This is a genomic window from Mycobacterium sp. NGS58 (assembly GCF_059812385.1).
In genome coordinates this window covers 13,762-30,570 of the sequence record NZ_JCALCO010000007.1, presented here as the reverse complement: position 1 = coordinate 30,570, position 16,809 = coordinate 13,762, and the positions used below count along the sequence as shown (strand labels likewise).

Here is a 16,809-nt window from a genome sequence, read left to right as displayed (position 1 = left end):
GGGGTGTTTTGTTTTAGGCATGGACCGCATCTGGCAGTGGGCGTGGGATCGGCACGGATCGAGGTACTCGTGGGTCGTCTGGTCAATCGTGTTCGGCCCGATGTTGCTCGTCTACCTCCTTCTCTCGTTTCTTGTGCTCGCCTTCGAGAAGTCGAATCACTACACCGAGGCGGCCGTCGTCACCAGTGCCGCCGTGGCGCTGAACGCGTTCGTCGTGATTCGTCCCAGTAGCCCACTGCTCCGCATGGCGCAAAAGTGGGCCGCCGGCCGTGAGGTCGATTGTGTGAAAGCACTGCAGGACACGTACACCTGGACTCGCGCGGCGGGAGTTCGAACACTGGCGTTTGAACCAGCTTGGACCGCAATGCTTTTGATGGTTGTCGGTGGGATTTCCGGGGCCGGCGGGCCGCGGGTATTCCAGTACGGGATTCTGGGCGCGGCTTTGGGAATCGCCATGGCGCTGATCGGTGTGCACACCTCTGTGCAGGGAGCATTGCGACCCGTCAGGGCCGCCTTGGCCGGGGATACGGGGCTCGGCGACACGCTTCCTCGTTCTCGTCCGACATTTGCCGCGTGGCTGAACCTGTCCATGTTGGGCTCTTTGTTCACCTTCGCCGTCGGGGGCGCGATGCTGGCGGTCGTGCTGCGTAGGGCCAGTGAGGTCCCGGTGCTCTTCGTTGCAATCGGATGTTTTTGGACAGTCTTGGCGGTGCCGATCACCGTAGGCGGCATCGTCGCGCCCTCTCTCCGACCTATTCGCGACCTCGCCGAAGGGACCAAACGTGTCGCGGCTGGCGACTATTCGCAGCGCTTGCCAGTGGTCCAGGACGATGACCTGGGTGCGCTGGCGGCATCGTTCAACCGGATGCAGGCGGGTTTGGCTGAGCGGCAACGACTTCAGGCCGCGTTCGGCACCTACGTCGACCCGGCCTTGGCGGCGCGGCTGCTCGAGCAGGGCGACGACGTCTTCACCGGCGAGCGCCGCGAGGTGACCGTGATGTTCGTCGACATCCGCGACTTCACTCCGTTCGCCGAGGCCAACAGCGCTGAGGACACCGTCGCGCGGCTCAATGCATTGTTCGAGATAGTGGTTCCCACCGTGGTCGACACCGGGGGCCACGTCAATAAGTTCCTCGGGGACGGCGCACTCGCTGTGTTCGGCGCCCCCAACGATCTCCCCGATCACGCGGGTGCGGCGGTGAGCGCAGCGGTGCTGATCCATCGCCTCGTCGCCGAGCGTTTCGACGGCGCGCTTCGGATCGGCATCGGGATCAACACCGGCGTGGTGATCGCCGGAACCATCGGCGGCGGAGTAAAACTCGAGTTCACCTTGATCGGTGACACGGTAAACGTCGCGGCCCGCGTCGAGCAACTCACCAAGACCACCGGCGACAAGATCCTCCTCACCCAGCAGACCGTCGACGCGTTGCCAGCTCAGCCGACCGGGCTGACGGACAGGGGGTCTCACGCCCTAAAGGGAAAGTCGACACCCACACAGCTTTTCGGCCTCGACCCAGCGGTCGCGCCTTCGCATCGCCAGGGCTGAGTCGCCGAAGCCGGGGGATGGACCCGTCATACCCCGACGGCTTGCTCCAGGTCTTTGAGCATGTCTCCAGGTGGGCCAACAGGCGCTGCAGGTGCGGCACGGCGCGGCGGCAGCCCACCAGGCCGAGGTCGAGGCTGTCGCCACTTCCCACCAACGTGATGTTGAGCGCCTGGCCGTTGGCTGCGATGGACATCGGATAGCTGCCTTGAAGCCGAGCGCCCTTCGTGTACAGCGGGCTTCGGGCACCCGGGACGTTGGAGATGCACACGTTGAAGGGCGGTGGCTTGATGGCGGCTCCCGTCACTCCGCCCAGGGCGACCGGCGAGAGCAACATCATCCCCAACGCTATCGCCTGCGGCCTCGGCAGCTGGGCGATGACGGCCTTGTTGTTCCGCATGCATTCGCTGATCGCAGCCAGACGCTGGGCGGGATCGTCGATATGCGTGGCAAGATTGGCCAGTACCGCTGACACCGCGTTGCCCCCTGCGGCGTCGTCAGTGGTCCGTAGGCTCACCGGAACCATTGCCACCAAGGGCTTTCCGGGCAGCGCGTTGTGATCGGTGAGGTAGGCGCGCAGAGTTCCGGCGCACATTGCGAGTACGACGTCGTTGACGGTGGCGCCGGCGGCGTTCTTGACGTCTTTGATGCGTTGCGGCGGCCAGGACTGGGCGACGCAGCGCCGAGCACCGCCGATCGGGACGTTCAGCATGGTGCTGGGTGCCCGAAACGGCAATGTCAATTGTTGTTCGAGCAGGGCAGAGCGCGCCAAGCCCAGCATCGAGACGCCAAGGCGCGGGACCGATTTGATGGCACCCGCCAGCGTCTGCAGCCGCGACGACGCGCCGGGGCGATCGTCAGCGCGATTCGCCAATCCCCATGGCGCACGGATCTCTTGGTCGCGTGCATCCGCGCTGAGCGACCCCTGAAGAAGGTTGATCGTCGCTATCCCGTCGACAAGACCATGATGAATCTTGGTGTATACCGCGAAGCGTCCGTCGTTGAGCCCCTCGATGACGTGTGACTCCCACAATGGACGGTGCCGGTCGAGCATGCCGGAATGCAGTCGCGAAGTCAGCTCGAGTAGTTCCCTCACGCGACCGGGACCGGGTTGCGACGACGTTGTCGGTGTATTTGCAAGAGAACCGCAGCCGGGCCCGCGCCGCGCGCCGACTCACCGTGCATCCCAATACCATTAGCTACCGCGTCGATCAGGCCCAGATGATCCTCGGTCGCAGCATCGACACCGAGAGCATCGACCTCGCGGTGGCGCTGCTACTGCTGCCGGGGCTGATTCATGAGCGCCGCAGCCGCCAGACCGTCACGTGACTTCGGACTGTGACGGCAGTACAAACCGGGACGCCAACGTTGGCGCCGCGCGCCAAGGAATTCACCGCGGCCGCCCCTACCGTTTTCGGCAGTTGGCCGACTGGCCACCAGCCACGAACCGAGGCAACCCCGATGCAGACACTGCAAGAGCTCGACGTCAACTACATGAGCGGCGCCGACAACCCCTGGATTCCGTTCACCCCGCTCAGCGACCAAGTGTTCCTGAAGTACTGGAAGGTCGACCCGGTCCGCGGCGAGATCGTCGTCTCGATGAAGTTTCCGGCCGGACTGGAGTTGGCCGCCCACTACCACACGGGAATCGTTGGTCGGGCATACCGTCACCGGTGCGTGGCGCTACAGGGAAAACAACTGGGTCTCCCGCGCGGGCGACACCGTTTATGAGGTGTCTGGCTCCCGCCACACCCCGGAGAGCTTGGAGGACACCGAGGTGTTCTTCTTCATCGTCGGCGAGCTTCTGTTCATCGATGAGAACAACACGATCTTGTGGCAGGAAAACCACACGACGTCCGTCGAGCGCTACATCAGCTACTGCGAGAGCAACGGCATCCCAGCCCGCGACCTGACAAGCTGGGACGCCTGATCACCCACACCCGCGGGCCGCGATCGGTTGGCGCTCGTCGACCGGGGCTCACATGAACTGAAAGGCAAGTTGGGGGCGATTTCGTCGGCTCGAGGGCTTTGCGCGTCTAATCTCGCGCCATGGATCGCATTTGGCAATGGGGGTGGAATCGGCACGCGGGACGGTACTCGTGGGTGATCTACGCGGTCACCGTCGCCACGTTGCTGCCGATCTACCTCGTACTCGCAATGGTCGTTGTCGCGTTCGAGAGGTCGGATCACTATGCCCAGGCGGCTTTGATGACCGTCGGCCTCGTACTGGTGCTGGTGTACGCGATGATCCTTCCCGGCCTGGGGCGCAGCCGCCTCATTGACCGGTGGGCAGCCGGCCACGAGCCAGACCAGGTAAAGGTATTGAACGCCGCCTACTCCTGGACGCGGGCCGCCGCTCCCCGGGCGGTGAGCGCCAACGTCATTGTGATCGCCGTAGAGTTCCTCGCAGTCGGTGCGATGGCCGGGGCTACTGGATCTCGCCTCATTCAATATGCGGTGCTGGGCGCCGCGTCCGGAACCGCCGTCGCGGCGATCGCTGTGCACAGCTTCCCGGAGACGGCGCTGCGACCAGCCAGGGCGGCCCTCGCCGGTGACACGGGCCTCGGTGACGACCTCCCGCGCTCGCGGCCGACGTTCGCGGCCTGGTCGAACGTGTCCATGCTCGCGTGCGCCTTCGCGTTCGCACTGGGCGGGGCCATGCTGGCTGCCGTCATTCACCGCACGCCTGAAGTGCCCCTGCTGTGCGCGGTAATCGCGGGCGCATTGACGGTCGGATTCGCGGTGCCGATTACGGTCGGCGCCGGATTCTCACCGTCGCTGCAGCCGATTCGCGACCTCGCGGCAGGATCCGAACGTGTTGCGGCGGGCGACTATAGCCAACGGCTGCCGGTGGTTCAGGATGATGATTTGGGCGCACTGGCGGCGTCGTTCAACCGGATGCAGGCGGGTTTGGCTGAGCGGCAACGGCTTCAGGGCGCGTTCGGCACCTATGTCGATCCCGCTTTGGCGGCGCGGCTGCTCGAGCAGGGTGACGACGTGTTCACCGGGGAGCGGCGCGAGGTGACGGTGATGTTCGTCGACATCCGCGATTTCACGCCGTTCGCCGAGGCGAACACCGCCGAGGACACGGTGACTCGCCTCAACGCCTTGTTCGAGATCGTGGTGCCCGCTGTCGTCGATGCCGGCGGGCATGTGAACAAGTTCCTCGGTGACGGTGCGCTGGCCGTCTTCGGTGCCCCCAACGATCTTGTCCATCATGCCGACGCCGCGGCGGACGCCGCCGCACGTATTCAGGGTCTGGTCACGGAGCGATTCGGCGGAGAGCTTCGCATCGGCATCGGCATCAACACCGGCAAGGTGATCGCCGGAACCATCGGCGGCGGCAGCAAGCTGGAGTTCACCTTGATCGGTGACACGGTCAACGTCGCGGCCCGCGTCGAGCAACTCACCAAGACCACCGGCGACACGATCCTGCTCACCCAGCAGACCATCGACGCATTGTCATCTCAACCAATCGGGCTGAGGGACAGGGGTTTCCATGCTTTGAAGGGCAAGTCCACCGAGGTGCAGGTGTTCGCCATCGACTCGGTGCGGCCGCATTAATCGAGGTAGTCTGCAGTCGTAATCCATACTCCACGAGGAGTGTCAGAACCATGGCGCAAGTGATGCAGACCCAGGTGTGCGTTGCCGGCGGCGGTCCCGCCGGCATGGTTCATGCTCTCTTGCTGGCGCGGGCCGGTATCCGGGTCGTCGTCCTGGAGAAGCACAACGACTTCCTGCGCGACTTCCGCGGCGACACCGTGCACCCGACCACCCTGCGGATCATGGACGAGCTGGGCCTCATCGGGGAATTTCTGCGGCTACCGCACACCAAGATCGACCGCGTCGCCTTCGACACCGATGGTTCGATTCGCACCTTCGGCAACTTCAAGGTGCTCAAGCGGCTCGGCTTCCGGCAGCCCTACATCGCCATGATGCCCCAGTGGGACTTTCTCGACTTCCTCGCCGAAAAGGCCTCGGCTTACCCGGAATTCACCCTGGTCCGCAACGCCGAAGTCACCGGCCTGGTATTCGACGGCGATCGGGTGACCGGGGTGCGCACGCCGGATCTGGAGGTGCGCGCCGATCTCGTCGTCGCCGCGGACGGGCGCAAGTCCGCGGTGCGTGCCGCGGCCGGGCTACAGACCGCTGCGGCGCACTCCCCGATGGACGTGCTGTGGTTTCGGCTCAAGTGGCGTCCCGGCGACCCTGAGGAACTGTTCGGCGTGGCCCGTAAAGGCCTGTTGATGGTCATGATCTACCGGGGCGACTATTGGCAAGTCGCCTATCTGATGCCGAAAGGCTCGAACCCCCGGGGCGGGTCATTGGCGGAGTTCAAGGAGCGGCTGGTCACCGCGCAGCCTCGGCTGCGCGAGCACGTCGATGACTTGAGTTCCTGGGACGACACCAGCGAGCTCGACGTGCGGGTGGATCGGCTCGATACGTGGTGGCGGACCGGGGTGCTGTGCATCGGTGATGCCGCGCATGCCATGTCGCCGGCCGGCGGTGTCGGCATCAACCTTGCTGTCGCCGACGCGGTGGCCGCGGCCAACATCTTGTGCGCCCCGCTGCGCCAGGGCCGCGTGACCGACAACGATCTCGCAAGGGTGCAACGGCGACGCGAGCTGCCCACTCGGATCGTCCAGGCTTTTCAGGTGCTCGTGCAGGACAACGTTGTCGCGCCCAATCTGAGTGGCGATTTGTCCACGATTCGCGTTCCGAGGATCGTGGGATTCGGTCCGCTGCAGGCGATTCCGGCGCTTTTGGTTGGCCGCGGTTTCCGTCCTGAGCATGTCCGCACGCCCGACGTACACGCGGGGTAGCGCGTCGTGAGTGTCCGCGACGCCGGCGGCGACGAAGATGGTCCACATGGGTAGGCCGATTTTCTCCGTCACTCCCGGCTACGGCAACCACCAGCTCCGGGAGTACCACTATTCACAAGTTGTTCGGTACGGGGACCGGGTGGAGACCGCCGGTCAAGGAGGGTGGGACGAACTCTGGCGGTATCCCGAATCGGTTCGCGACGAAGTGGTTCAGGCGTTCGACAATGTCGAACGGACACTGGCGGCCGCGGGAGCATCCTGGCGCGACGTGGTGCATGTGCACTCGTACCACCTGCCGGGCGCGGACGGCCAGATCGGGCGCGATCACCTGGACACCATGGTCGAACAGTTCCGCCGGCGCATGGGCGACCGCGCGCCCCTGTGGACGTGCATCGGCGTCGCCGCTTTGGCGAGCCCGGCGATGCGCGTCGAGATCCAAGCCACCGCCGTCCTTGCGGGCCAAGACTGAGCGCAGTGCCGCGGCAGCGAAACACCCCCGTTCCCTTGCGGATCGGGGGTGTTCCTACCATGGTGGCTTGAGCGTCAGCGCCCCGGCGGATAGTACTGCGGAGTCGTCGCGGTCGTTGTCGGCATGGACGTCGTGGTCGGGGTGCTGGTGACCGTCACCGTGCTGGTGCTGGTGCTCGTCGACGCCGGTGGCACGACGGTGGTGGTGGTGCTGGTGGTGACGCTGGTGGTCGACGACGACGTCGTCGTCGCGGACGACGCCGCGATCACACCGCAGGCCAACCGCTTGCCCGATTCGCCCGTGGGCGCGGTGGTGCCCAGATTGTCCGCCGTCTGGTGGATGATCAGCGAGGTGCCCGAGCTGTTGCGCAGGTCGGCCGAGGTGAACGCATTACTGGTCGTCACCAGTTTCGCCGAACCGTCGGAGCGCACCTGCAACGCGGTCAGGTCGCCGCTGGCAGGGTAACTCGTGTGATCGGCCGCCTGGTACACGCCTCCGGCGGAGTCGAAGTCGCCGGTCGAGGCCCCGGTCGGCGCGGCCGAATTGGCCTCGCACTTGCCCACGGCGTGAATTTGCAGGCCGTGGAAGCCGGGGCTGAGCACCTGGTTGGGGCCGGCTTCCACGGTGACCGTCGCGTAGCCGTTGGCGAATTCGAAGGTGGCGTTGGCGACCGGACTGCCGTCGGCAGTCTTCAGTTGGGTGGTCAGCCGCTCCGCCCCGGAGGTCGGACTGGTCAGCGGCGAGGTGTTGGGCTGAGTGCCTTGCTGATTCGAGCACGCGGCGAGCGGTGCGATGGTCGCGGTGAGCGCCGCGACCGCAAAAGATGCGGCCTTGTTCATTTGCGGTACCTACCCGCATCAGCCCGCGGCGAAACGGCGATAACAGCTGTTGACGCCCTACGGCCGTTGAGCCGTGAGCGTTCTCAGGCCGAGCGGGGGATGGCGCGCCCGCGCCCGATGTCGCCCTTGAGCAACAGATCGCGCTCGGACTCCGACAGACCGCCCCAAACCCCGTAGGGCTCACCGACTTCGAGGGCGTGCGAGCGGCATTCCTGGATCACCGGGCACTGCCGGCACATTTCCTTCGCGCGCTGCTCGCGCTGCATGCGTGCCCGGCCGCGCTCACCGTCGGGGTGGAAGAACATCGAGGAGTCAACGCCGCGGCACACGCCCTGCAGTTGCCAATTCCAGATGTCGGCGTTGGGTCCGGGTAGCTGTTCCGGCTGTGGCATTGGTTCGTTCCCTCTCTGCACCGTCCGCCCGAGTCAGGTTCGTGAAAGCGATTGGATGCGACTAAAAATGGAGTGGGGTCACCGATGACTACCCGTCATGCGTAGACGTTAGGGGCGACGGTGAATTTCCGTCAATAGCCACTTAGCCGGACAAACTATGTACCCGTTGGAGCAGAATTAACTTTACGTTCACTTCGATAGATAATGCGAAACCCGCGCCGTGCTACCAGGCAGTTGACCGAACCGTGATTTCCCAGCTCAGCGGGCTGACGTCGGATTAGGCAAATTTATCCATGGGCTATAGTGATTAACTATTCGGTAACATGAAGACCACAAACTGTTTACTACATCATTGTGATTGAAACTCGTCACACTTCCTTGATTGGGCGGCAGTTGGCCGACGCCGCCTTCGGCGACCGGCCAGCTAGTTGGCCGCTGCCCTCGGCGACGACGCCAACCGAATTGTGGCTGCGCGCCGTCGCGGCCGGGGGACAGGGACGCTACGGCGCTGCCGTCCGCGACCTCGCGGCGTTGCGGCGCAGCGCGCCGGCCGGGCGGCTGGTGTCGTTGGGCATGAGCACGCGAGCGTCGTTCCTGCGCCAACTCGGTTGGCACGCCTTGGCCCGGGGCTGGGACGGGCGGGCCCTGGCGCTGGCCGCCGGCGATCCCGAGGCCGGCGCCGACGCACTCATCGGGCTGGCCGCCGACGCGTTGGGCGTCGGGCGCTTCGCCGCCGCCGAAACGCTGTTGGCCCGCGCCGAGCCGCTGCTGGCCTCGCGCGACCCTGCGATGCCCGATCGGCTGCCGGTGCGTCGACGGTGGGTGGCGGCCGAACTCGCGATGGCCCGCGGCGAGGGCGACGCCGCCGTCCGCCTTGCCGGCGAAGGCGTGGAGCTGGCGGCGGCCATGGCCGTCGCGTCGCCGCGGCACCGGGCCAAAAGCGATGTGGTGCTGGCCGCCGCGCTGTGCTGCGCGGGCGATCTCGGGCGCGCGCGCACGGTCGCCGACGCCGCGCTGCAGACCACCGAACGGTTGGGGCTGATTCCACTTCGTTGGGCACTGGCTTGCTTGCTGATCGATATCGAAAGTGTCACGTTTCCAACACATCAGCTGCACGAAATCCGCGATGTCTGCGCAGGCCAGGTGCGGCGCGCCGGTGGGACGTGGCGTTCCGCTTGAAACGGCTCTCCGCCCGTTATCGTCATTTCGTAAGTTAGCCCCGTTGGGCCGCGATGTGTCCGCTTCGTAACGTTGGAGAGATCACCGTCGATGACAATTCCAGCAGGGGAACGTCTCGACGCTGTGGTCGCCCAGGCCGTCACCGGAGACCACAACGCATTGAGGGAGGTGCTGGAGACCATCCGTCCGATCGTCGTGCGATATTGCCGAGCGCGAGTCGGCACAGTCGATCGGGGTGGCCTGTCAGCCGATGACGTGGCACAGGAGGTGTGCTTGGCGACTATCACGGCACTGCCGCGTTATCGCGATCGCGGACGCCCATTCCTGGCTTTCCTGTATGGCATCGCGGCCCACAAGGTCGCCGATGCGCACCGGGCCGCGGGACGCGACCTCGCCTACCCGACCGACACGATTCCCGAGCAGTGGTCGAACGACGCCGGGCCCGAACAGCGTGCGATCGAAGCCGATTCGGTGAGCCGGATGAGCGAAATGCTCGAGATCCTGCCCGCCAAGCAGCGCGAGATCCTGATCCTGCGTGTCGTGGTCGGTCTGTCGGCCGAGGAAACCGCCGCCGCCGTCGGCAGCACCACCGGGGCGGTCCGAGTTGCCCAACACCGCGCACTGTCGCGGCTGAAGTCCGAGATGATCGCGGCAGGTGACTGTGCCTGAATCCCTGGATGAATTCGCCCGCAGCGACCTGTTGCTCGATGCGCTCGCCCAGCGCCGGCCGGTCGACGCCGAGGATCCCGACGTCGACGTGCTGACCGGCCTGCTGGAGGACTGGCGCGACAACCTGAGGTGGCCGCCGGCGAGCGCGCTGGTGACGCCCGAAGAGGCGGTGAATGCGTTGCGCGCCGGGCTGGCCGAGCGCCGGCGGGGTCATCGTGGCCTGGCCGTCGTCGGGTCGGTCGCCGCGGCGCTGATATTGCTGAGTGGCTTTGGCGCCATGGTGGTCGAGGCGCGGCCCGGCGGCACCCTGTACGGGTTGCACGCGATGTTCTTCGACGAGCCCCAGGTGCACGGAAGTCAGGAAATGCTGGCCGCCAAGGCCGACCTCGCGAAGGTTCAGGAATCGATCGACCAGGGTCAGTGGGACCAGGCCAAGAATCAGCTGACCGAGGTGAGCAGCCTCGTGCAGTCGATCAACGACCCGGCCAGCAAACAAGACCTGACGAACCAGCTGAAGCTGTTGAACGCCAAGGTCGATGCGCGCGATCCGAATGCGACGCTGCCGGTCGCCCCGCCCCCCGCGGCACCACCCGAGCCTGCCACCGCGATTCCGGCGCCGCCGCCCGCCGCCTCGATCGCACCGCCGCAAGCGGCGCCACCCGCGCCGCTCAGCCCGCCACCGGCGCCGCTCAGCCCGCCGAGCGTGCCGCCGAGTCCGGGCAAGCATCACCATCACGGCCAGACGCCACCCCCGGTGGCGCCGCTAAGCCCGAATCAGTAATTGACCCGAATCAGTAATTGATCAGTGCCGGCGGTGGAAACCGTCGGCGTCGGACGTCGCCTCGTTGAGCGATGCGTCCGCGTAGCCCCGGCAGTAATCCCACGTGACGTAGGCATCCGGCTCGGGGTCGTAGGCGGGCTCGTGCGGACGCACGGTTCCGTCGATCAGCAGCTGCAGCAGGTTGGCGCGCAGCATGTCCCAGTCGTGGTAGTGATCTTGCTGACATTCGTCGCAGCACACCACGAGTCCGCGAATGCCCTTGTGCGCCAGCAGTGCCTCGTACACGGCCAGATCGGCGAGGTCGGCCTCGACGGCCATCCGCTCCTGTTGATCCAGGGGCTGGCCCGGCTCGACGGCTTCCAGCGCAGCCGACGGATCACAGGGGTCGTCGGCGAAAGGGTCGGGCGGCAAACCCGGTGGGAGGTGGTCGCGCACGCCCCTAGCCTACGCAGCCCGCCCGGGATAACGCCAGCAGGGAGCCCTCGCGCCATTCCCTTCGTTTGGTGCGGGCGGCGCGCCCGAGCAAGCGAAGTATGGCCGGGGGTGAGCCGATAGGATGGGTCTCTCACGCCGCATCGCATGGAGGGCGCAGGAGATGACCCGTGGCACGTCCCACCTGGAGGACAGTTCTGACCTCGTCGGCAGTGCCTATGTGCGGGTAGGTGGCCTGGTCGATGACCCGGTGCCCACCGGGGGCGACAACCCAAACAAGATCGCGATGCTGGGGCTGACGTTCGACGACGTGTTGCTCCTGCCCGCGGCCTCCGACGTGGTCCCCGCTACCGCGGACACTTCCAGCCAGCTCACCAAGAAGATCAGGCTCAAAGTGCCGCTGGTGAGTTCGGCGATGGACACGGTCACCGAGTCGCGGATGGCGATCGCGATGGCCCGGGCCGGCGGAATGGGTGTGCTGCACCGCAATCTGCCGGTCGCCGAGCAGGCCGGCCAGGTCGAGATGGTCAAGCGTTCGGAGGCCGGCATGGTCACCGATCCCGTCACCTGCCGCCCGGACAACACCTTGGCGCAGGTCGACGCGATGTGCGCGCGGTTCCGGATCTCCGGGCTGCCGGTGGTCGACGAGTCGGGCGCTCTGGTCGGCATCATCACCAACCGCGATATGCGGTTCGAGGTCGACCAGACCAAGAAGGTCGCCGAGGTGATGACCAAGGCCCCGCTGATCACCGCGCAGGAGGGCGTGTCCGCCGACGCGGCTCTGGGCTTGTTGCGGCGCCACAAGATCGAGAAGCTGCCCATCGTCGACGGCCACGGCCGGCTGACCGGTCTGATCACCGTCAAGGATTTCGTCAAGACCGAACAACACCCGCTGGCCACCAAGGACAGTGACGGCAGGCTGCTGGTTGGCGCCGCCGTCGGCGTCGGCGGCGACGCCTGGGTGCGCGCGATGATGCTGGTCGACGCCGGGGTCGACGTGCTGATCGTCGACACCGCGCACGCGCACAACCGGCTGGTGCTCGACATGGTCGGCAAGCTCAAGGCCGAGGTGGGCGAGAAGGTCGAGGTGATCGGCGGCAACGTCGCCACCCGCTCGGCGGCCGCGGCCCTGGTCGCCGCCGGTGCCGACGCGGTGAAGGTCGGCGTGGGACCGGGCTCGATCTGCACCACCCGGGTGGTGGCCGGCGTCGGCGCACCACAGATCACGGCGATTCTGGAGGCGGTCGCGGCCTGCGGCCCGGCGGGCGTGCCGGTGATAGCCGACGGCGGACTGCAGTACTCCGGCGACATCGCCAAGGCGCTGGCCGCCGGCGCGTCGACGGCCATGCTGGGCTCGCTGCTGGCGGGCACCGCCGAAGCCCCCGGCGAGCTGATCTTCGTCAACGGCAAGCAATTCAAGAGTTATCGGGGCATGGGGTCGTTGGGCGCCATGGCCGGCCGCGGTTCGGGCGGCGGCAAGTCGTACTCCAAGGACCGCTACTTCGCCGACGACGCGCTCTCGGAAGACAAGTTGGTGCCGGAGGGAATCGAGGGCCGGGTGCCCTTCCGTGGCCCGCTGTCGTCCGTGATCCACCAGCTGACCGGCGGACTGCGCGCGGCGATGGGCTACACCGGTTCGCCGAGCATCGAGGCGCTGCAACAGGCGCAGTTCGTCCGGATCACGGCGGCGGGCCTGAGGGAAAGCCACCCGCACGACGTAGCCATGACGGTCGAAGCCCCCAACTACTACGCACGCTGAGGCCCACATGGTCGAGATCGGGATGGGCCGCGTCGCCCGTCGCAGCTATGAACTGAGCGAAGTCAGCATCGTGGCGTCGCGGCGCACCCGCTCCTCACAGGACGTGTCGACCGCCTGGCAGCTGGACGCTTACCGGTTCGAGATCCCGGTGTTGGCCCATCCGACCGATGCGCTGGTGTCGCCGGAGTTCGCGATCGAACTCGGCAAACTCGGCGGACTGGGTGTGCTCAACGGCGAGGGGCTGATCGGGCGCCACTCCGATGTCGAGGCCAAGATCGCGCAGCTGGTCGAGGCCGCCAGCAAGGAGCCCGAACCCTCGGCGGCGATCCGGCTGCTGCAGGAATTTCACGCGGCACCACTCAATCCGGACCTGCTCGGCGCCGCCGTCGCCCGGATCCGGGAGGCGGGGGTCACCACCGCGGTGCGGGTCAGCCCGCAGAATGCGCAGGCGCTGACGCCGGTGCTGGTGCAGGCAGGCATCGACCTGCTGGTCATCCAGGGCACCATCGTGTCGGCCGAGCGGGTGGCCAGCGACGGCGAACCGCTGAACCTCAAGACCTTCATCTCCGAGCTCGACGTCCCGGTGGTCGCCGGCGGGGTGCAGGACCACCGCACCGCGCTGCACCTGATGCGCACCGGCGCCGCGGGCGTCATCGTCGGCTACGGCGCGACCAGGGGAGTGACCACCAGCGACGAGGTGCTGGGGATCAGCGTCCCGATGGCCACGGCGATCGCCGACGCCGCCGCCGCGCGGCGCGAGTACCTCGACGAGACCGGCGGCCGCTATGTGCACGTGCTGGCCGATGGTGACATCCACACCTCGGGCGAACTGGCGAAGGCGATCGCCTGCGGCGCCGACGCGGTGGTGCTGGGCACGCCGCTCGCCGAGTCCGCCGAGGCGCTGGGTGAGGGATGGTTCTGGCCCGCCGCCGCGGCGCACCCGTCGCTGCCGCGGGGGGCGCTGCTGCAGATCGCCGTCGGCGAGCGCCCGCCGCTGCACCAGGTGCTCAACGGGCCGTCCGACGACCCGTTCGGCAGCCTCAACCTGGTCGGTGGGCTGCGCCGGTCGATGGCCAAGGCCGGGTATTGCGACCTCAAGGAGTTCCAGAAGGTCGGCCTGACGGTCGGCAGCTGATTCCGGGCCGCTGGCTTGTCACCTGCGGGTGAGGCCATACTGGTGCGATGAAGCCGGATTACGACGTACTGATCATCGGTTCGGGTTTCGGGGGCAGCGTCAGCGCGTTGCGACTGACCGAGAAGGGCTACCGCATCGGCGTGTTGGAGGCCGGGCGCCGGTACGCCGACGAGGATTTCGCCGAGACGTCCTGGGATCTGCGCAAGTTCTTGTGGGCGCCGAAGCTGGGCTGCTACGGGATTCAGCGCATCCACCCGCTGAAGAACGTGCTGATCCTGGCCGGCGCCGGGGTGGGTGGCGGCTCGCTGAACTACGCCAACACCCTGTATGTGCCGCCGGAGCCGTTCTTCAACGACCCGCAGTGGAAGCACATCACCGACTGGCGCGACGAGCTGATGCCACACTACGAGCAGGCCAAGCGGATGCTCGGCGTGGTGGAGAACCCGACCTTCACCGACGCCGACCGGATCGTCAAACAGGTGGCGGACGAGATGGGCTGTGGCGACACGTTCGTGCCGACGCCCGTCGGCGTGTTCTTCGGCCCCGACGGCACCAAGGCCCCGGGCAAGACCGTGCCGGACCCCTACTTCGGTGGCGCGGGCCCCGAGCGCACCGGATGCCTGGAGTGTGGTTGCTGCATGACCGGCTGCCGGTACGGCGCCAAGAACACTCTGCTGAAGAACTATCTCGCTCTCGCGGAATCCGCCGGGGCGCAAGTGATTCCGATGACCACAGTGAAGCGCTTCCAGCAGCGTCCCGATGGGCTGTGGGAGGTCCGCACCGTGCGCACCGGAAGTTGGCTGCGCCGCGACCGGCGCACCTACACGGCGAAGCATGTGGTCCTGGCCGCCGGAACCTGGGGCACCCAGCATCTGCTGTTCAACATGCGCGACCAGGGTCTGCTGCCCCGGCTCTCGAATCGGCTGGGCATGCTCACCCGCACCAATTCCGAGTCCATCGTCGGCGCCGGGAAGCTCGAGGTCGACCCGAACCTGGACCTGACGCACGGGGTGGCGATCACGTCGTCGATCCACCCGACATCGGACACCCACATCGAACCGGTCCGCTACGGCAAGGGCTCCAACGCGATGGGGCTGCTGCAGACGCTGATGACCGACGGGACCGGCCCCGAGGGCAGCGACGTGCCGCGCTGGAAGCAGCTGTTGGACCAGGCTCGCGAGGACCCGGGCCGCTTGATGCGGTTGCTCAACGTGCATCAGTGGAGCGAACGCACGCTCATCGCGTTGGTCATGCAGCACCTGGACAACTCGATCACCACCTACACCAAACGCGGCAAACTGGGCATCCGCTGGTACACCAGCAAGCAGGGACACGGCGAGCCGAACCCGACCTGGATTCCGGTCGGGAACCAGGTCACCCGCCGCATTGCCGACAAAATCGACGCCGTGGCCGGTGGCACCTGGGGTGAGCTGTTCAACATCCCGCTGACCGCGCATTTCCTCGGCGGCGCCGTGATCGGCGACGACGCCGAGCACGGGGTGATCGACCCGTACCACCGGGTCTACGGCTACCCGACGCTGTCCGTGGTGGACGGCGCGGCCATCTCGGCGAACCTGGGCGTCAACCCCTCGTTGTCAATTACCGCCCAGGCCGAGCGCGCCGCGTCGTTGTGGCCGAACGTCGGCGAGAGCGACCAGCGGCCGGCGCAGGGCGAGCCGTATCGCCGGCTGGAGCCGATCCCGCCCAAGGCGCCCGTCGTCCCGGCCGAAGCGCCCGGCGCGCTGCGCTGGTTGCCGAGCAATCACATCAACTCCACCGCCGACGCCAGTTAGCTTGTGACGATCGCGAGCGCGGCGAAGCCCGCGCTGCGGGTCGTCACCATTAGCTGGCCAGCACCTCGAGCGGTGCGCCGCTGACCACCCGGCTGCGCTCCCCGCGCACGTTGACCGGCACATCGCCCATCAGGGTGACCCGGTGCATCAGCCTCGGTTGGTCGTCGTAGTCGTCGATAGCCCGGTGCTGGGTCGCGCGGTTGTCCCACATGGCTACATCGCCGGGAGCCCAGTTCCAGCGAATTGTGTTTTCCGGCAGAGTGATTCGCCGCTGTAGCAGTTCCAGCAGGACGCTGGACTCGTGGCTGTCCAGGCCGACGAAGCCGCGCACGAAGTCGCCGGCCAGCAGGGTGCGTTCACCGGTCTCCGGGTGCACGCGCACCACCGGATGCTCGGTGCGGAAGTCCGGCTTTTCGAACGCCTGCCGGAACGCCCGCTGGGCCTCGCTCATCGACGACACGGCCGCTTCCGTGGTCACGTAGTCGTAGCGGTTGGTGTGTACCGCCCACAGGTTTTCCACCAGGCATTTGAGCGGCTCGGGCAGGTCCTGATAGGCCGCCGCGGTCGACGCCCACAGCGTGGAACCGCCGTAGGTCGGCAGCTTGACCGCGCGCAGGATGGACGCCGCCGGATAGTTGGCGGCGAACGTGACGTCGGTGTGCCAGCGGTTTGCCTTGCCGTACTCGGAGTCGATCGGGGTGATCACCGGGACGTTCTTCGCGGCCAGGGCGCCGGCGGCCGGGTGGCCGATGGGCGTGCCCAGCAGCTCGGCGAAGGCGAGCTGCTGGGAGTCGTCGAGGTGGTGCTGGTGACGGAAGAAGATCACCTTGTGGGCCAACAGCGCCCGGCGGATCTCCTCGACCGCGTCCTGGTCGAGGTCGCCGCCGAGGCGAACCCCGTCCACCCGGGCGCCGATGCGGCTGCCCAGTTTGGTGACGGTTGTCTGACCTGTCATGTCGTCGTCCTTAGGGATCAAAATGGTGTAGTCAACTGAC

The 16,809-nt window shown here is 66.8% G+C and carries 17 protein-coding genes and 1 pseudogene; 13 read left to right on the top strand and 5 right to left on the bottom strand.

The window, feature by feature from the left end; all coding sequences use genetic code 11:
- Nucleotides 1-19 precede the first annotated feature (19 nt).
- Nucleotides 20-1,546: an adenylate/guanylate cyclase domain-containing protein gene (locus tag AC5Y4H_RS08625; protein WP_499980365.1), complete on the top strand. Its 1,527-nt coding sequence runs from the start codon at nucleotides 20-22 to the stop codon at nucleotides 1,544-1,546.
- A 26-nt stretch (nucleotides 1,547-1,572) separates the two neighbouring features.
- On the opposite strand, the pseudogene AC5Y4H_RS08620 reads toward AC5Y4H_RS08625, so the two are convergent.
- Nucleotides 1,573-2,663: pseudogene (locus tag AC5Y4H_RS08620) on the bottom strand (WS/DGAT/MGAT family O-acyltransferase); the annotation flags it as partial.
- Nucleotides 2,664-2,671: 8 nt separating this feature from the next.
- On the opposite strand from AC5Y4H_RS08620, the gene AC5Y4H_RS08615 reads away from it, so the two are divergent.
- The 6 genes from AC5Y4H_RS08615 (at nucleotide 2,672) to AC5Y4H_RS08590 (ending at nucleotide 6,835) form a co-directional block, all read left to right on the top strand.
- A complete protein-coding gene (locus tag AC5Y4H_RS08615) occupies nucleotides 2,672-2,872 on the top strand; it encodes a helix-turn-helix domain-containing protein (protein WP_499980715.1) in 201 nt (66 codons plus the stop codon).
- 132 nt (nucleotides 2,873-3,004) lie between these two features.
- The gene (locus tag AC5Y4H_RS08610) at nucleotides 3,005-3,274 is read left to right on the top strand and encodes a cupin domain-containing protein (RefSeq protein WP_499980362.1); all 270 of its coding nucleotides are present in this window, start codon (nucleotides 3,005-3,007) and stop codon (nucleotides 3,272-3,274) included.
- A 1-nt stretch (nucleotide 3,275) separates the two neighbouring features.
- Nucleotides 3,276-3,473: a cupin domain-containing protein gene (locus tag AC5Y4H_RS08605; protein WP_499980359.1), complete on the top strand. Its 198-nt coding sequence runs from the start codon at nucleotides 3,276-3,278 to the stop codon at nucleotides 3,471-3,473.
- A gap of 119 nt (nucleotides 3,474-3,592) precedes the next feature.
- Complete coding sequence (locus tag AC5Y4H_RS08600) at nucleotides 3,593-5,107, top strand: adenylate/guanylate cyclase domain-containing protein (RefSeq protein WP_499980356.1); 1,515 nt, start codon at nucleotides 3,593-3,595, stop codon at nucleotides 5,105-5,107.
- A 50-nt stretch (nucleotides 5,108-5,157) separates the two neighbouring features.
- Nucleotides 5,158-6,366: an FAD-dependent oxidoreductase gene (locus tag AC5Y4H_RS08595; RefSeq protein ID WP_499980350.1), complete on the top strand. Its 1,209-nt coding sequence runs from the start codon at nucleotides 5,158-5,160 to the stop codon at nucleotides 6,364-6,366.
- Between the two features lie 46 nt (nucleotides 6,367-6,412).
- Entirely contained in the window at nucleotides 6,413-6,835 is a 423-nt protein-coding gene (locus AC5Y4H_RS08590; RefSeq protein WP_499980348.1) for a Rid family hydrolase, read from the top strand.
- A gap of 74 nt (nucleotides 6,836-6,909) precedes the next feature.
- On the opposite strand, the gene AC5Y4H_RS08585 is transcribed toward AC5Y4H_RS08590, so the two are convergent.
- Together AC5Y4H_RS08585 and AC5Y4H_RS08580 are read right to left on the bottom strand one after the other, a co-directional pair.
- Nucleotides 6,910-7,674 carry a superoxide dismutase family protein gene (locus AC5Y4H_RS08585; RefSeq protein WP_499980347.1) on the bottom strand — a complete coding sequence of 255 codons (765 nt, stop codon included), beginning with the start codon at nucleotides 7,672-7,674 and terminating at the stop codon, nucleotides 6,910-6,912.
- Nucleotides 7,675-7,757: 83 nt separating this feature from the next.
- On the bottom strand, nucleotides 7,758-8,066 hold the full coding sequence (locus AC5Y4H_RS08580) for a WhiB family transcriptional regulator (RefSeq protein WP_499980345.1): 309 nt from the start codon (nucleotides 8,064-8,066) through the stop codon (nucleotides 7,758-7,760).
- A 354-nt stretch (nucleotides 8,067-8,420) separates the two neighbouring features.
- Here AC5Y4H_RS08580 and AC5Y4H_RS08575 point away from each other — a divergent pair, with 354 nt between their 5' ends.
- The 3 genes from AC5Y4H_RS08575 to AC5Y4H_RS08565 all read left to right on the top strand — a co-directional run bounded on the left by AC5Y4H_RS08575 (nucleotide 8,421) and on the right by AC5Y4H_RS08565 (nucleotide 10,695).
- A complete protein-coding gene (locus AC5Y4H_RS08575; RefSeq protein WP_499980344.1) occupies nucleotides 8,421-9,245 on the top strand; it encodes a hypothetical protein in 825 nt (274 codons plus the stop codon).
- Nucleotides 9,246-9,335: 90 nt separating this feature from the next.
- Entirely contained in the window at nucleotides 9,336-9,914 is a 579-nt protein-coding gene (locus tag AC5Y4H_RS08570) for a sigma-70 family RNA polymerase sigma factor (RefSeq protein ID WP_499980343.1), read from the top strand.
- A complete protein-coding gene (locus tag AC5Y4H_RS08565) occupies nucleotides 9,901-10,695 on the top strand; it encodes an anti-sigma-D factor RsdA (protein WP_499980342.1) in 795 nt (264 codons plus the stop codon). Before AC5Y4H_RS08570 ends, AC5Y4H_RS08565 begins: the two co-directional genes overlap by 14 nt.
- Before the next feature lie 21 nt (nucleotides 10,696-10,716).
- On the opposite strand, the gene AC5Y4H_RS08560 is transcribed toward AC5Y4H_RS08565, so the two are convergent.
- Nucleotides 10,717-11,130 carry a DUF5319 domain-containing protein gene (locus tag AC5Y4H_RS08560; RefSeq protein ID WP_007773416.1) on the bottom strand — a complete coding sequence of 138 codons (414 nt, stop codon included), beginning with the start codon at nucleotides 11,128-11,130 and terminating at the stop codon, nucleotides 10,717-10,719.
- A gap of 160 nt (nucleotides 11,131-11,290) precedes the next feature.
- Here AC5Y4H_RS08560 and guaB point away from each other — a divergent pair, with 160 nt between their 5' ends.
- Genes guaB through AC5Y4H_RS08545 form a run of 3 tightly spaced genes read left to right on the top strand, consistent with a single transcriptional unit; the run spans nucleotide 11,291 to nucleotide 15,814 of the window.
- Nucleotides 11,291-12,886, top strand: a complete 1,596-nt coding sequence (gene guaB, locus AC5Y4H_RS08555) for an IMP dehydrogenase (protein ID WP_499980339.1) — start codon at nucleotides 11,291-11,293, stop codon at nucleotides 12,884-12,886.
- A 7-nt stretch (nucleotides 12,887-12,893) separates the two neighbouring features.
- Nucleotides 12,894-14,021, top strand: a complete 1,128-nt coding sequence (locus AC5Y4H_RS08550) for a GuaB3 family IMP dehydrogenase-related protein (RefSeq protein ID WP_499980338.1) — start codon at nucleotides 12,894-12,896, stop codon at nucleotides 14,019-14,021.
- A 47-nt stretch (nucleotides 14,022-14,068) separates the two neighbouring features.
- Nucleotides 14,069-15,814 carry a GMC family oxidoreductase N-terminal domain-containing protein gene (locus tag AC5Y4H_RS08545; protein WP_499980337.1) on the top strand — a complete coding sequence of 582 codons (1,746 nt, stop codon included), beginning with the start codon at nucleotides 14,069-14,071 and terminating at the stop codon, nucleotides 15,812-15,814.
- Between the two features lie 49 nt (nucleotides 15,815-15,863).
- Here AC5Y4H_RS08545 and AC5Y4H_RS08540 read toward each other — a convergent pair whose 3' ends face one another.
- Nucleotides 15,864-16,769 carry a TauD/TfdA dioxygenase family protein gene (locus AC5Y4H_RS08540; RefSeq protein ID WP_499980336.1) on the bottom strand — a complete coding sequence of 302 codons (906 nt, stop codon included), beginning with the start codon at nucleotides 16,767-16,769 and terminating at the stop codon, nucleotides 15,864-15,866.
- Nucleotides 16,770-16,809 lie beyond the last annotated feature (40 nt).